At 67.9% G+C, this 14,665-nt stretch carries 14 protein-coding genes; 13 read left to right on the forward strand and 1 reads right to left on the reverse strand.

Going from position 1 to position 14,665, the window contains the following annotated elements; all coding sequences use genetic code 11:
• The first annotated feature begins 3 nt into the window (after positions 1–3).
• The 13 genes from purB (at position 4) to IRZ30_RS04985 (ending at position 14,438) form a co-directional block, all read left to right on the forward strand.
• Positions 4–1,323, forward strand: coding sequence for an adenylosuccinate lyase (purB, locus tag IRZ30_RS04925; RefSeq protein ID WP_294083546.1), 1,320 nt, complete (start codon positions 4–6; stop codon positions 1,321–1,323).
• A gap of 21 nt (positions 1,324–1,344) precedes the next feature.
• Positions 1,345–2,244 carry a phosphoribosylaminoimidazolesuccinocarboxamide synthase gene (locus tag IRZ30_RS04930; protein WP_294083548.1) on the forward strand — a complete coding sequence of 300 codons (900 nt, stop codon included), beginning with the start codon at positions 1,345–1,347 and terminating at the stop codon, positions 2,242–2,244.
• 25 nt (positions 2,245–2,269) lie between these two features.
• A complete protein-coding gene (gene purS, locus IRZ30_RS04935; protein ID WP_294083550.1) occupies positions 2,270–2,575 on the forward strand; it encodes a phosphoribosylformylglycinamidine synthase subunit PurS in 306 nt (101 codons plus the stop codon).
• A gap of 9 nt (positions 2,576–2,584) precedes the next feature.
• Positions 2,585–3,295, forward strand: coding sequence for a phosphoribosylformylglycinamidine synthase subunit PurQ (gene purQ / locus IRZ30_RS04940; RefSeq protein ID WP_294083552.1), 711 nt, complete (start codon positions 2,585–2,587; stop codon positions 3,293–3,295).
• Positions 3,296–3,316: 21 nt separating this feature from the next.
• A complete protein-coding gene (purL, locus tag IRZ30_RS04945; RefSeq protein WP_294083554.1) occupies positions 3,317–5,521 on the forward strand; it encodes a phosphoribosylformylglycinamidine synthase subunit PurL in 2,205 nt (734 codons plus the stop codon).
• A gap of 84 nt (positions 5,522–5,605) precedes the next feature.
• Entirely contained in the window at positions 5,606–7,048 is a 1,443-nt protein-coding gene (gene purF / locus IRZ30_RS04950; protein WP_294083556.1) for an amidophosphoribosyltransferase, read from the forward strand.
• A gap of 39 nt (positions 7,049–7,087) precedes the next feature.
• Entirely contained in the window at positions 7,088–8,203 is a 1,116-nt protein-coding gene (gene gcvT / locus IRZ30_RS04955) for a glycine cleavage system aminomethyltransferase GcvT (RefSeq protein WP_294083559.1), read from the forward strand.
• A 38-nt stretch (positions 8,204–8,241) separates the two neighbouring features.
• On the forward strand, positions 8,242–8,637 hold the full coding sequence (gene gcvH / locus IRZ30_RS04960) for a glycine cleavage system protein GcvH (protein ID WP_294083561.1): 396 nt from the start codon (positions 8,242–8,244) through the stop codon (positions 8,635–8,637).
• A 33-nt stretch (positions 8,638–8,670) separates the two neighbouring features.
• Positions 8,671–10,017, forward strand: a complete 1,347-nt coding sequence (gene gcvPA, locus IRZ30_RS04965; protein WP_294083563.1) for an aminomethyl-transferring glycine dehydrogenase subunit GcvPA — start codon at positions 8,671–8,673, stop codon at positions 10,015–10,017.
• A gap of 114 nt (positions 10,018–10,131) precedes the next feature.
• Positions 10,132–11,469, forward strand: a complete 1,338-nt coding sequence (der, locus tag IRZ30_RS04970; protein WP_294083565.1) for a ribosome biogenesis GTPase Der — start codon at positions 10,132–10,134, stop codon at positions 11,467–11,469.
• 121 nt (positions 11,470–11,590) lie between these two features.
• Complete coding sequence (glyA, locus tag IRZ30_RS04975) at positions 11,591–12,859, forward strand: serine hydroxymethyltransferase (protein WP_294083567.1); 1,269 nt, start codon at positions 11,591–11,593, stop codon at positions 12,857–12,859.
• Between the two features lie 32 nt (positions 12,860–12,891).
• Entirely contained in the window at positions 12,892–13,968 is a 1,077-nt protein-coding gene (locus IRZ30_RS04980; RefSeq protein WP_294083569.1) for an MraY family glycosyltransferase, read from the forward strand.
• Positions 13,969–13,994: 26 nt separating this feature from the next.
• On the forward strand, positions 13,995–14,438 hold the full coding sequence (locus IRZ30_RS04985; protein ID WP_294083571.1) for a zinc ribbon domain-containing protein: 444 nt from the start codon (positions 13,995–13,997) through the stop codon (positions 14,436–14,438).
• Positions 14,439–14,445: 7 nt separating this feature from the next.
• On the opposite strand, the gene IRZ30_RS04990 is transcribed toward IRZ30_RS04985, so the two are convergent.
• Positions 14,446–14,631, reverse strand: coding sequence for a hypothetical protein (locus IRZ30_RS04990; RefSeq protein ID WP_012871762.1), 186 nt, complete (start codon positions 14,629–14,631; stop codon positions 14,446–14,448).
• Positions 14,632–14,665 lie beyond the last annotated feature (34 nt).

Raw genomic sequence — 14,665 nt, forward strand, 5'->3', positions numbered from 1 at the left:
GGCTTGATCGAGCGATACACCCGGCCGGAGATGGGCCGCATCTGGAGCGAGCGGCACAAGATCGATCTCTGGCTGCGGGTCGAGATCGCGGTGGCCGAGGCCTGGGCCAAGCGCGGGGTCGTGCCCGAGGAGGCCATGGTCAAGATTCGCAAGGCGACCTGTGACCTGGAGCGGATGAAGGAGATCGAGCGCGAGACCGACCACGACGTGATCGCCTTCCTCCGCGCCACAGGCGAGACCGTCGGCGACGCGGCGCGCTTCATCCACCTCGGGCTGACCAGCTCCGACGTGATCGACACCGCCCTGGCGCTCCAGACGGTCGAGGCGATCGACCACTTGCTGGCGGGGTTGGACCGCCTGATCGAGGCCGTCGGCCGCCAGGCCGTCAAGCACCGCGACACGTTGATGATCGGCCGGACCCACGGGATCCACGCCGAGCCGATCACCTTCGGCTTCAAACTGGCGGTGTGGTACGACGAGCTGCGCCGCAACCGTGCCCGGCTGGAGGCCGCGCGGGAGGACATCCGGGTCGGGAAGATTTCCGGCGCCGTCGGCACCCACGCCAACGTGCCGCCCGACGTCGAGGAAGACGTCTGCGCGCTGCTGGGGCTCAAGCCCGCTCCGGTCTCCACGCAGATCATCCAGCGCGACCGGCACGCGCACGTGATCACCACCCTCGCGATCCTGGCCAGCTCGCTCGATAAGTTCGCCACGGAGATCCGGCACCTCCAGCGTACCGAGGTGGGGGAGCTGGAAGAGCCGTTCGACCCGGGCAATATGGGTTCCTCCGCCATGCCGCACAAGCGGAACCCGCACGAGAGCGAGCGGATCAGCGGCCTGGCCCGGCTGGTGCGCGGCTACGCCGTGTCGGCGCTGGAGAACATCGCGCTCTGGCACGAACGCGACATCAGCAACAGCTCCGCCGAGCGGGTGATCTTCCCCGACGCGTTCATCCTGCTCGACTACATGGTGGCCCTGATGGCCGAGATCGTGGAAGGCTGGGTCGTCTACCCCGAGCGGATGCGCCGCAACCTGGAAGCAACCCACGGCGCGATCTACTCGCAGCGGGTGCTGCTGGCCCTCGTCGAGGCCGGGATGGATCGCCAGGAGGCCTACCGGATCGTGCAGCGCGCCGGGCACACGGCGTGGGACACGGGCACCCACATGCGTGACCTGCTCTTGCAGGATGAAGAAGTGCGCGCCCGCCTGACTCCGGAGCAGATCGAGGCCATCTTCGACCCGAGCTACCACACCGCGCACATCGACGAGACGTTCCGGCGTCTGGGACTCGCCGAGCAAGCGCCAGCCGGAGTGAGCCGCTGACGGGAAGGGGAGAGACAGAGCGTGGCAGCCGTGGTGGACCAGTTGGAAATTCCGGGCCTGCCCTTGTTCCGACGGGGCAAGGTGCGGGAGACGTTTGACCTGGGCGATGCCCTATTGATGGTCGCAACCGACCGCATCTCTGCCTACGACTCGGTGTTGCCGACCGGTATCCCCAACAAGGGGATCGTCTTGACCCAGCTCTCCCGCTTCTGGTTCGAGCGCACGCGCGACCTCGTGCCGAACCACCTGATCACGACCGATCTGTCCGACCTGCCCGCGGCCGCGCAGCCCTACCGCGAGCAGTTGGAAGGCCGGTCGATGATCGTAAAGAAGGCCGAGCGGATCGACATCGAGTGCGTTGTCCGCGGCTACCTGGCCGGGTCGGCATGGGCGGAGTACCGGCGCCAGGGCACGGTCTGCGGTATCCGCCTGCCTGAGGGGCTGACCGAGTGCGCCAAGCTCGACGAGCCGATCTTTACCCCGGCTGCCAAGGCGGACACCGGGCACGATGAGAACATCAGCTTCGAGCGGATGGTCGAGCTGGTCGGCCGGGATCTCGCCGAGCGGCTGCGGGAGGCCACGCTCACCATCTACCGCGCCGCTGAGGAGTACGCTCGCACGCGCGGGATCATCATTGCGGACACCAAGCTGGAGTTCGGCCTGGTCGACGGCGAGCTGACCATCATCGACGAGCTGCTGACGCCGGACAGTTCCCGCTTCTGGGACGCGGAGCGCTACCAGCCCGGGCGGGACCAGCCCTCATTCGATAAGCAGTACGTGCGCGATTGGTTGACGCAGTCGGGGTGGGATCGGGAGCCGCCGGCGCCGCCGCTGCCGCCGGAGGTGGTTGAGGCCACCGCGGCGAAGTACCGCGAGGCGTACGAGCGCATCACCGGCCGACCGCTGTTCCCGCTGAGCTAGCGTGGAGAGGATTGAGGAGACGAGCGTGACGACCCAGGCAGACGGCGCGAAGCGCTGGCTCGCGCAGGTGTATGTGTCGCTCAAGCCCGGTGTGAACGACCCCCAGGGGCTGGCGGTCCGCGACGGCCTGCACATGCTCGGCTACGCCGAGGTCGACGGGGTGCGGGTCGGGAAATACCTCACGCTCACACTCAACGCCCCCGATAAGGCGACGGCCGAGGCGCGGGTGACGGCGATGTGCGAGCAGTTGCTGGCGAACCCGGTCATGGAGCGCTACGAGTTCCAGGTGAGCGAGGCAGATGGCAAGGCGCAGCCACGGGGCGAGGAATAGGCGGAGACGATGCAATTCGGAGTCATCACGTTTCCGGGCAGCAACGGCGACCACGACGCGCTCTCGGCCATCGAGCTGGGCCTGCGCCAGCCGGTCGAGCCCGTCTGGTATCGCGAGACCAACGTATCTCGCTTCGACGCGCTGGTGATCCCGGGTGGGTTCTCCTATGGGGATTACCTGCGGGCGGGAGCCATCGCCCGCTTCGCTCCGGTCATGGAGGCGGTGGCGCGCTTCGCGGCCGAGGGCGGCCCGATCCTTGGCATCTGCAATGGGTTTCAGATCCTGACTGAGGCGGGACTGCTACCAGGGGCGCTCCTACGGAACAAGGGTCTCTCGTTCGTGAGCGACTGGGTACACGTCCGCGTTGAGAGCAACCGGACGCGCTGGACCGCCGGGCTTACGCCGGGAGACGTGCTGAGAATGCCGATCGCCCACGGCGAGGGACGGTACTACGCCGACTCTGAGACGCTGGAGCGCCTGGAAGCGAACGGACAGGTGGTGTTCCGCTACGTCGATGCGGCCGGGAACGTGACGCCGGAGGCGGACCCCAACGGGTCGGCGAACGCCATTGCCGGGATAGCCAACGAGCAGGGCAACGTGGTGGGGCTCATGCCGCACCCGGAGCGCGCGTACGATGCGCTCCTCGGGAGCGACGACGGCCTGAAGATCCTGTCGGCAGTGCTGCAAGCCGGGATCGACGCGGCGACGGCCCGGGTATAGGGAAAGGCGAGGGGGAGCCGCATGCAGGTCACGGCGGAGCTGCTGAAGGAGGTCGGGCTGTCGGCCGACGAGTACGGCCTGATCGTCGAGAAGCTGGGCCGGGAGCCGACGCAGGTCGAACTCGGCATGTTCGGCGCGATGTGGAGCGAGCACTGCGGCTACAAGAACTCCAAGCCGCTGCTTAAGCGCTTCCCGACGGAGGGGCCGCGCGTCGTGCAGGGGCCGGGGGAGAACGCCGGCGCGGTCGACATCGGTGACGGCCTGGTCGCGGTGCTGAAGATCGAGTCGCACAACCACCCCAGCGCGGTCGAGCCGTACCAGGGGGCGGCTACCGGGGTTGGCGGCATCGTCCGCGACATCTTCACCATGGGCGCCCGCCCGGTCGCGCTGCTCAACTCGCTCCGGTTCGGTCCGCTGGACGAGGCGCGCAACCGCTACCTCTTCTCCGGCGTTGTCGGCGGTATCGGCGGCTACGGCAACTGCCTCGGTGTGCCGACGGTGGCGGGCGACATCTTCTTTGACCCGGCCTACTCGGGCAATCCGCTGGTGAACGCGATGTGCGTCGGGATCGCCCGGCGGGACGAGATCATGCGGGCGCGGGCATCCGGCCCGGGAAATCTGGTCCTCATCGTCGGGGCGGACACGGGGCGTGACGGGGTCGGCGGCGCGACCTTCGCCTCGGTCGAAGACCCCGAGGCGTCGCACCGCGGCGTGGTCCAGGTCGGCAACCCGTTCCTGGAGAAGCTGCTGCTGGAAGCATGCCTTGAGGTACTGAAGACGCCGCACGTCGTGGCGATGCAGGACCTGGGGGCGGCGGGGCTGACCAGCTCGACGGTCGAAGTCGCGAGCCGCGGCGGCGTCGGGATCGAGATCGACGTCGCCAAGGTTCCGCGGCGAGAAACGGGCATGAATGCCTACGAGGTCATGCTCTCCGAGAGCCAGGAGCGCATGCTGGTCGTGGTGCGACCGGACGGGCTCGACGCGGTGCGCGCAATCTTTGAGCACTACGACCTCCAGTGCGCCGTCATCGGGGTGGTGACCGATGACGGGCTGGTGCGAGTGCGAGACGGGGACAAGGTGGTGGCCGAGGTTCCGACGACCCTCTTCACGGACGAGTGCCCCACCTACGTGCGCGAGGGGATCGAGTCGACTAAGATCGCGGAGCTGCGCGCTCGGGATGTGCTCGCCGTGCCGGACCTGGCCGAGCACGGCGACCTGACCGCGAGCGCCGCGCTACTCCGGCTGCTGGGCTCGCCGAACATCGGCAGCAGGGAGCCGGTCACCCGCACCTACGACTCGACGATCATGACCAACACCGTGGTGCCGCCCCGTGTGGGCGACGCCGCGGTGATCCGCGTCAAGGGAACCACGATTGGGTTGGCTATCAAGACCGACTGCAACCCGCGCTACGTGTACCTGGACCCGTATCTTGGTGGTGCGCATGCCGTGGCCGAGGCGGCGCGCAACGTCTCCTGCGTCGGCGCCGAACCGGTGGCGGTGACCGACTGCCTCAACTTCGGCAATCCGGAGCGACCCGAGATCTACTACCAGTTGTCTCGCGCCATCGACGGGATGTCGGACGCCTGCCGGGCGCTCGGGGTTCCGGTCGTCAGCGGCAACGTGAGCCTCTACAACGAGTCGGGCTCGGAGGCGATCCTGCCGACTCCCACCGTGGGCGTCGTCGGTAGGCTGGCCGACGTCCGCCGTCATGTCGGGATGGCGTTCGTCGAGGGTGGCGGCGTTTATCTCGTCGGGGCGCTCCAAGCGACGCTGGGCGGCAGCGAGTATCTGGCCCTCATCCACGGGCAGGTAGCCGGTGCGCCGCCGTCGCTCGATCTGGAGCTGGAGGCCGCCGTGCAACGCGCGGTGCGTGACGCGATCGCGCAGGGACTGGCCGCGGCGGCCCACGACACGTCCGAAGGCGGTCTGGCGGTGGCGCTGGCCGAGTCGTGCATCGCGGGCAAGATCGGAGGGCGGTTCGACGTGTCCGCCGTGCTCGCCGCCAATGGCGGTCGCCGGGATGTCGCGCTGTTCGGCGAGGCGGCCTCCCGCGTGCTCCTCCAGGCACCGCCAGGTGGTGAGGCCGCGCTTGAGGCGCACCTGCAGGAGCGTGGCGTACCGTTCCAGCGGCTCGGAACCGCTGGCGGCGACGGGTTCGAGATCGAGGGGCACCTGGCGCTCCCGCTCGCCGAGGTGGTGCGGGCCTGGCGCGGGGCGCTCTCGTAGCGTCCCGGCCGGTTCACGGGTGCCCCATGTTACACTTGGTTCGCGTGCCGGGCCGGGTACGGGACCGAAGGAAGGGCGGCCACGATGCCATTTGATTCGCCGCGTGAAGCGTGTGGGGTGTTCGGGATCTACGCACCCGGCGAGGATGTGGCGCGGCTGACCTTCTTCGGCCTCTACGCGCTGCAGCACCGAGGTCAGGAGAGCGCCGGGATCGCAGCCGCGGACGGCCACGAGATTCGGCTGCACACCCGCATGGGCCTCGTCAACACGGCTTTCTCCGAAGAGGATCTGGCTCGCCTTCCGGGCCACATCGCCATCGGCCACACCCGCTACTCCACGACCGGGAGTAGCCGGCAGATCAACGCCGGGCCGTTTGTGGCGCGGGCGGAGAGCGGTCCGGTGGCGGTGTCGCACAACGGGAACCTGGTCAACGGCGAGAACCTGCGGCGCGAGTTGCTTGAGCGCGGGATCCCGCTTACCAGTACGACCGACAGCGAGGCGCTGACGTGGATGATCGCGCTGGCCCACGGGCCGGATCTGGCCTCACGCGTGCGGCAGGCAATGGCGCGCTTCGTCGGTGCCTATAGCCTGGCGGTCATGACGCCCGACGCGCTGGTGGGTGTGCGCGACCCGCTGGGTATCCGCCCGCTCTGTCTAGGACGCCTCAACGGAGGCTGGGTGATCGCCTCCGAGACGTGCGCGTTGGCGACGATCGGCGCCACGTTTGAGCGGGAGATCGAGCCGGGTGAGATCGTCGTCATCGACGCGCAGGGCGTGCGTAGCTACCCGACGCCGGAACCACCCGAGCGCCAGGCGATGTGCCTGTTCGAGCTGATCTACTTCGCGCGGCCCGACAGCCTGTTGATGGGTGAGCGGCTCCATCTGGTGCGCCAGCGCATGGGCGCGGAGTTGTGGCGCGAGCACCCGGTCGAGGCCGATGTCGTTATTCCGCTGCCCGACTCGGCAACGCCCGCGGCCATCGGCTTCGCGCGGGCGTCTGGTATCCCGTATGCCGAGGGGCTGATCAAGAACCGGTACATCGGCCGCACCTTCATCCAGCCCGACCAGCGGTTGCGGGAGCAGGGGGTCAAGCTCAAGTTCAACGCCCTGCCGGAGGCGCTGGAGGGGAAGCGCGTCGTGCTCGTCGACGACACGATCGTACGCGGGACGACCAGCCGGCCCATCGTCGAGTTGCTGCGGCAGAACGGCGCGCGTGAGGTGCACATGCGGGTCCATGCGCCGCCGATCATGTGGCCGTGCTACCTCGGGGTCGACATGGCGCGGCGCGATGAGTTGATTGCGGCCCGGATGTCGGTGGAGGAGATCGGGCGCGCGATCGGCGCCGACTCGATCGGCTACCTGAGCCTGGAAGGGCTCATGCGTGCGATCAACCTGCCGCGCTCGCGGTTCTGCACGGCCTGCCTGACGGGTCAGTATCCGGTGCCGGTGCAGATGTCGCTCGACCCGTTGCCCACACGGTCGCGGGCGCCGGAGCCCGTGTTGACGGCCGAGCAAGAAGGTCATTAGAATCGGGCGGCTATTGGGATTCGGGGAGGAGGGGGTGGCGTGCCCGAGTTGAAGCGGACGCCGTTGGCCGAGCGACATGAGCAGCTCGGCGCCCGCATGGTCGACTTTGCGGGCTGGTACATGCCGGTGCAGTACACCGGCATCATTCAGGAGCACCGCACCGTTCGTACGGTGGCGGGGTTGTTCGACCTCGGGCATATGGGCCAGGTCGAGGTGGCCGGTCCCGACGCGCAGGCGTTCCTCCAGTACGTCACCACCAACGACGTCACGGCACTGACCCCGGGTGAGGCGCAGTACTCGCTGCTGCTCTATCCCGACGGTGGGGTGGTGGACGACATCATCGTCTACCTGCGCCCCAGTGGCGAGAGCTACCTGGTCGTCGTCAACGCAGCTAACGCCGAGAAGGATCTTGCCTGGCTGGCCGAGCAGCGCGAGAAGCGGTCCGATCTCGACGTCACCATTACCGACCTGTCGCCACGGCTGGGCATGCTCGCGATCCAGGGCCCGAAGGCGGAAGCCATCCTCCAGCAGCTCACCTCGTCCGATCTGGGGGAGATCGCCTACTTCCACGCCGCGGAGATCGAGGTCGACGGGGTCCCCTGTCTGGTGTCGCGCACCGGGTACACCGGGGAGGACGGCTTCGAGATCTACTGCCCGATCGAGAAGACCGAGCAGCTCTGGGATCGGCTGCTGCGGGTCGGCGAGCCGATGGGACTCAAGCCGATCGGGCTCGGCGCGCGGGATACGCTGCGCCTGGAAGCGCGCATGCCGCTCTACGGCAACGAGATCTCGGCCGACATCAGCCCGCTTGAAGCCGGTCTGGGTTTCGCGGTGAAGCTCGACAAGGGCGACTTCATCGGGCGTGAGGCGCTGCTGAAGCAGAAGGCCGAGGGGGTAAAGCGGCGCCTGGTCGGGTTCAAGCTGGTCGAGCGCGGCGGGGTGCCGCGCACGCACTACGAGGTCCAGGTGGACGGCCGGACGGTCGGCTTCGTTACCAGCGGCACGACGTCGCCGACGCTGGGCGAGAACATCGGCTTGGCGATCGTCGACCGCGAGGTTGCCGGGGTCGGCAAGCCGCTGGACATCATCATTCGAGGGAAGCCGGTTCGCGCGGTCCAGGTGCGGACACCGTTCCATAAGCAGAAGGAAGCGTAGTACGGACTCCGGGCTCGAGGCAGAGGGAGGAATCGGACATGACGCAAGTCGCGCAGGGGCTGCGCTACACCAAGACGCACGAGTGGGTCAAGCTGGACGGCGACGTGGCGACGGTGGGCGTGACGGACTTCGCCCAATCTGAGCTGGGTGACATCACCTACCTGGAGTTGCCCGAGCCCGGCACGACGGTGACCCAGGGTGAGCCGATGGGGGTCATCGAGTCGGTCAAGGCCGCCTCGGACATCTACTCACCGGTCAGCGGCGAGGTGATCGAGTCCAACAGCACCGTGGTCGATTCGCCGGAGCTGGTCAACTCCTCCCCGTACGAGGAGGGGTGGTTCGTCAAGGTGCGCGTCAGCGATCCGGCGGGCGTCGAGTCGTTGATGGACGCCGCGGCGTACGAGGCGTTCCTCAAGGAGGAGGGCGGCGCGTAGGAGCGCCGCCGCACGTCAGGGAGGCAAACCCTCATGTCGTTCGTCCCGCACACGCCAGCGGATCGCCAGGCGATGCTCGACGCCGTCGGCGTGCGCTCAATCGAAGAACTGTTTGAGCCGATCGATCCGGCGATTCGATTCCCGAAGCTGAACCTGCCGCCGCGCCTGTCCGAGCCGGAGGTGTCCCGGGAGGTCGCGCGGCTCGCCGCGAAGAACCTGAACGCCTCGACGGCGACGACATTCCTCGGGGCCGGCAACTACAACCACTATGTCCCGGCCACGGTTCATCAGATCCTCTTCCGCGGGGAGTTCTACACGGCGTACACGCCGTACCAGCCGGAGGTGGCCCAGGGCACGCTCCAGGTGATCTATGAGTTCCAGACGATGGTGGCGGCCCTGACCGGCATGGAGGTCGCCAACGCCTCGATGTACGACGGAGCGACGGCGCTGGCCGAGGGTGCGCTGCTGGCGGTCTCCATCCCGCGCAAGCGGACGAAGATCGTGGTGACGGGGACGCTGCATCCGCACTACCGCTCGGTACTGCGCACCTACACCCACGGCCTGGCTACCGAAGTGGTGGAGCTGCCGCTTCCGACCGACACGCTGCGCGCGACGCCCGACATGCTCGACGGTTATCTCGACGAGACGACCGCATGCGTCGTCGTGCAATCACCCAACTTCTTCGGTCGGATCGAGGACATCGCGGGCTTCGCCGAGAAGGCGCACGCCGTCGGCGCGCGGCTGGTTGTCTCGACCTATCCGATCGCCCTGGGCCTGCTGAAGTCCCCGGGCGAGCTGGGAGCGGACATCGTGACGGCCGAGGGGCAGTCGCTTGGGAACGCGCAGTCGTTCGGCGGGCCGGTTGTGGGCCTGCTCGCATGCAAGCAGGAGTTGGTGCGGCAGATGCCCGGCCGCCTCGTCGGTGTCACCGAGGACTCCGAAGGCAAGCGCGGCTTCGTTCTGGCCCTCCAGACCCGGGAGCAGCACATCCGGCGCGAGAAGGCGACCAGCAACATCTGCACCAACCAGGGGCTGAACGCGCTGGCAGCGACGGTCTACATGGCGTCCCTTGGCCCGGGCGGCCTGCGCCAGGTGGCCTTGCTCTGCTACCACAAGGCGCACTACCTGGCCGAGCGCATCGCCGCGCTCCCCGGTTGGTCGGTCGTCGGCGAGGGGCCGTTCTTCAACGAGTTCGCGGTCCGCGCCCCGCGCGACCCGAAGGAGATCAACCGGGCGCTGGTTCAGGATGGCATCATCGGGGGCTACCCGCTGGGCGAGGTCGACGAGCGCCTGTCGGACATGATGCTGGTGGCAACGACCGAGCTGAACACCCGTGAGTCGATCGATGCCTTCGTGGCGTCGCTCGAGCGACTCAGCTAGCTAACCGCGAGAGTAGCAAATGCAGGGACGGGCGGGCCGTGTGCTCGCCCGCCCGCTTTCCACCCACCGGCGCAACGCCGCGGGCGGGCGTGACACGGAAGGACAGCAACGATCATGGCACGACCGTTAGTGGCGATTGTCGGCCGGCCGAACACCGGTAAGTCGACTCTTTTCAACCGCCTGGTCGGGGAGCGCCGCGCCATCGTCGAGGATCTCCCCGGGACGACACGGGACCGGATCTATGCCGAGGCGAACTGGGGCGGGGTCACGTTCGACGTCGTGGATACCGGCGGGCTCCTGAGCGAGCAGGAGATCGAGCGGGCCTCGGCGGCCGAGATCGCGCAGGCGACCCAGGAGCAGGCGGAACTGGCCATCGAACAGGCCGACGTCATCGTCTTCATGGTCGACGGGCAGGCCGGGGTCACCGCCGGAGACCACGAGGTGGCCGACCTCATCCGGCGCTCCAAGCGGCCGGTCCTCCTGGCCGTAAATAAGGCCGAGGCGCGCACGATCCAGGATGCCGCGGTCGAGTTCTACGAGTTGGGACTGGGCGATCCCTACCCCATCTCGGCGCTGCACGGCATCGGTGTGGGCGACCTGCTGGATGCGATCGTCGCCCATCTGCCGGAGTCCACGGAAGCTGAGCGTGAGGAGGTGCCGAGCATCGCGATCGTGGGCCGGCCCAACGTCGGGAAGTCGGCCCTGCTCAACGCCCTGCTCGGCCAATCGCGGCAGATCGTCTCGCCGATCCCGGGCACGACGCGGGACGCGGTCGACACCGAAATCACCTGGGCGGGGAACCGGGTGGTGCTGGTTGACACGGCCGGGATCCGGCGCCCTGGTCGGATCGAGCGCGGGATCGAGAAGTACAGCGTCCTGCGTTCCACCCGCGCGGTGGAGCGGGCGGATGTCGCCGTCCTCGTCATCGATGCGACCGAGCCGTTCACGGCGCAGGACCAGGCGATCGCGGGAGCGATCGCCGAAGCCAAGAAGGGCATCATCGTCGCCGTCAACAAGTGGGACCTCGTCGAGAAAGACCACCGCACCATGCAGGAGTTCACGGAGAAGGCTCGCGAGGCGTTCCACTTCATTTCCTATGCGCCGATCGTCTTCATCTCGGCGCTGACCGGGCAGCGGGTCAATCAGGTGATGGAGCTGGCGCTGGCGATCTTCGCCGAGCGGCAACGGCGCATCCCGACCGGAGAGCTCAACCGGGTGATCCGGGACGCCGTGTACCGGCACCCACCGCCGACGAAGCCGAACAAGTGGCTGAAGATCTACTATGTGACCCAGGCCGATGTGAACCCGCCGACCTTCGTGTTCTTCGTCAACGCGCCCCAGAACGTGCATTTCTCCTACAAGCGTTACCTGGAGAACACGCTGCGCAAGCATTATGGCTTCACCGGCACGCCGATCGTGATGCGGTTCCGGGCGCGCCGAGAGGATGCGTAGGAGCCGTGACGGCGCTGTCACCGTGCCGCGGCTGGACGCGCAAGCGGTGTTCATACGGTGTGCTACACTGACCGGGAGGCAGGAGCCTGGAAGTGACGATGACCAGGGAAAGGATATCGGGATGGGTGCGCTGCGGGCGGTAGACCCGGCAGTGGCGGATGCGATCGCGCAGGAGCAGCGGAGGCAGTCATCCACGATTGAGTTGATCGCATCGGAGAACTTCACGAGTGCCGCGGTGATGGAAGCCGCGGGGACGGTGCTCACCAACAAATACGCTGAGGGCTACCCCGGCAAGCGCTACTACGGTGGGTGTGAATACGTCGACATCGTCGAATCCCTGGCACGCGACCGCGCCCGGCAGATCTTCGGTGCCGACCATGCCAACGTTCAGCCCCACTCAGGGTCGCAGGCGAACATGGCCGCGATGCTGGCCGTGCTCAAGCCCGGCGATCGGATCCTCGGGATGAACCTGCAAGAGGGTGGGCACCTCACGCACGGCTTCGGGATCAACTTCTCCGGCCGCCTCTTCGACGCTCATTTCTACGGTGTCGACCCGAAGACCGAGCGCATCGACTACGACGCCGTGCGGCGCATCGCCCATGAGGTCAAGCCGCAACTGATCATCGCCGGTGCGAGCGCCTACCCGCGGGTGATCGACTTCGCCCGCTTCCGCGAGATCGCGGACGAAGTGGGCGCTGTGCTCATGGCGGACATCGCCCACATCGCCGGGATCATCGCGGTCGGCCTGCATCCCACCTCGGTGGGCGCGGCGCAGATCACGACGACCACCACGCACAAGACGCTGCGCGGCCCGCGCGGCGGCATGATCCTGTGCGAGGCGGAGTACGCGGAGGCGATCGACCGCACCGTGTTCCCCGGCACACAGGGCGGGCCGCTGCTGCACATCATCGCGGGCAAGGCGGTGGCCCTCCACGAGGCGATGCAGCCCGCGTTCCGTGAGTACATCGAGCGCGTGCTGGAGAACGCTCGGGTGCTGGCGGAGACGCTGCAGTCAGAAGGCTTCCGGCTGGTGTCGGGCGGGACCGACAACCACCTGATGCTGGTCGACCTGACGGAGATCGGGATCAGCGGCCGCAAGGCCGAGCGGCTGCTGGACGCCGTCGGCATCACCGTCAACAAGAACACCATCCCCGGCGACCCGCGGCCGCCGGCACAGGCAAGCGGCATCCGGTTGGGAACGCCGGCCATGACGACCCGCGGCTTCGGGCCGGACGAGATGCGGCAGACCGGTCGCTGGATCGCTGCGGTGCTGCGCGCGCCCGACGACGAGGCGCTGGCAGACCGGGTACGCCATGAGGTCGCGGAGATGGCTGCCCACTTCCCCGTGCCCGGTCTGGAATCCGCCGCTTCGGTGGCGGGTGGCGGCTAGGGCAGCGGCGGCAGAGGGAGGTGGCACCGAGCATGGGCCACGTGTTGATCGCACTAGCTGTCGCCCTGGCTGCCGGGGGGATCTCAGCGAGCCTGATTCCGCAACTCACGGCACTGGCGCATCGGTTGGGACTCGTGCAGTACCCACGCGAGCGTGACGTGCATCAGAAACCGGTGCCCCGGATCGCCGGCCTCGGGATCTTCATCGGCTTTGTGGTGGCGCTGGCTGTCAGCTTCTGGTTGCCGGTGGACCGGTTCCCGATCGAGGTCGAGCGCATCCTCCTGCTCCTGATCGGTGCCACCCTTGTCGTCGGCGTCATGCTCTGGGATGACCTGGTGGGGATCTCGCCGTTTCCGAAGCTGCTCTGGCAGCTCGTCGCGGCCGCGATCGTGATCGTGCCACGGTTGCGTGGGCCGGATCACGGGCTGGTCATCGAGCAGTTCAACAGCCCCTTCGGCGGCGTCGTGCACCTCCCGCTGGTCGCAGCGATCCTCTTCACGTTCTTCTGGATCCTGGGCATGATGAACACGCTCAACTGGATCGATGGCCTGGACGGGCTGGCGGGGAGCGTCTCGCTCATCGCCTGTGGTGTCCTGTTTATCCACACCTTCTTCCGCCCTGCGGGGAACCCCCAGTTCACGATCTCCCTCTTGCCGCTCGCGCTCGGCGCAGCCGTCCTCGGCTTCCTGCCCTTCAACTGGCACCCCGCCCGGATCATCATGGGTGACAGCGGCGCGATGTTCCTCGGCTTCACCCTGGCGGTGATCTCAATTATCGGCGGGGCCAAGATCGCCACCGCGCTCCTGACGCTGTGGGTGCCGATCCTGGACGTCGCCTGGTTGATCCTCTACCGCCTGGTGAACGGCAGGTCGCCCGCGCGGGCCGACCGCGGTCACCTGCACCACCGGCTGCTGGATCTCGGCTGGTCGCAGCAGCAGATCGTGTTCTTCATCGCCGCGATCTCGGCGATCCTGGGTGCGACCTCGTTGCTGCTGCCGTGGCCGCAGCTCAAGCTGGCTGCCCTCGTATTGGCCGGAGTGATCGGGGTGGTGCTGCTCAGCGTGCTGGCGCGCCGGACCGGGCAGGAATTGAAGCGCGCGGCGGACTAGCGTTCGGAGGAACGGAGGTCAGCGGCGTGCCGATCTACGAGTATCGCTGCCACGACTGTCGCCGGCGTGTCAGCATCTTCTTCCGCTCGGTGGCCGCGGCATCCGCGCCGCAGTGCCCGCGCTGCGGCGGCACCAACCTGGAGCGCCTCTTCTCGCGGGTGGTTGTGCGGAGAGGCTCAGCGCGATCGGGGCACGAGGTCGCCGATGACGCCTGGGACGCGGGTGACGACGCCGGTGACGTCGGAGAATCACCCTTCGACCTGGGGGATGTGCCGGGATTGGATGACGACGCTGACCCGCGCGAGATCGCGCGGTGGACGCGGGAGATGAGCGCCAGCCTGGGGGAGCCGCTGGATCCCGAGCTGGACCAGGCGCTGGCGGATATCGAGCGCGGCGCGGACCCGGAGGAGGTGCTGGACCGCGTCGCTGACGCTGACCTGGACGATCCGCTGGATCCGGAGGGAGACTAGACCCTCGTTATTGGAGCAGCAGATCGAAGCGCAATTGGTCCTCGTCGCGCCGGCCCAACAGCGAGACCAGATGGACCACCGCGGAGAAGACGCGGTGCCCCAGCAGTGCGCCGAGCGTCGTGCCGCCGATGACGCCACAGATCACGCCGAGCGCGAACGGATAGATGAACGGGGTTCGCGGGCCCTGCGACATGATCAACCCCTCCGGGGCCAACTACACCGGATGC

Origin of the sequence: Sphaerobacter sp. (genome assembly GCF_019683595.1) — a bacterium.
Lineage (GTDB): Bacteria > Chloroflexota > Chloroflexia > Thermomicrobiales > Thermomicrobiaceae > Sphaerobacter.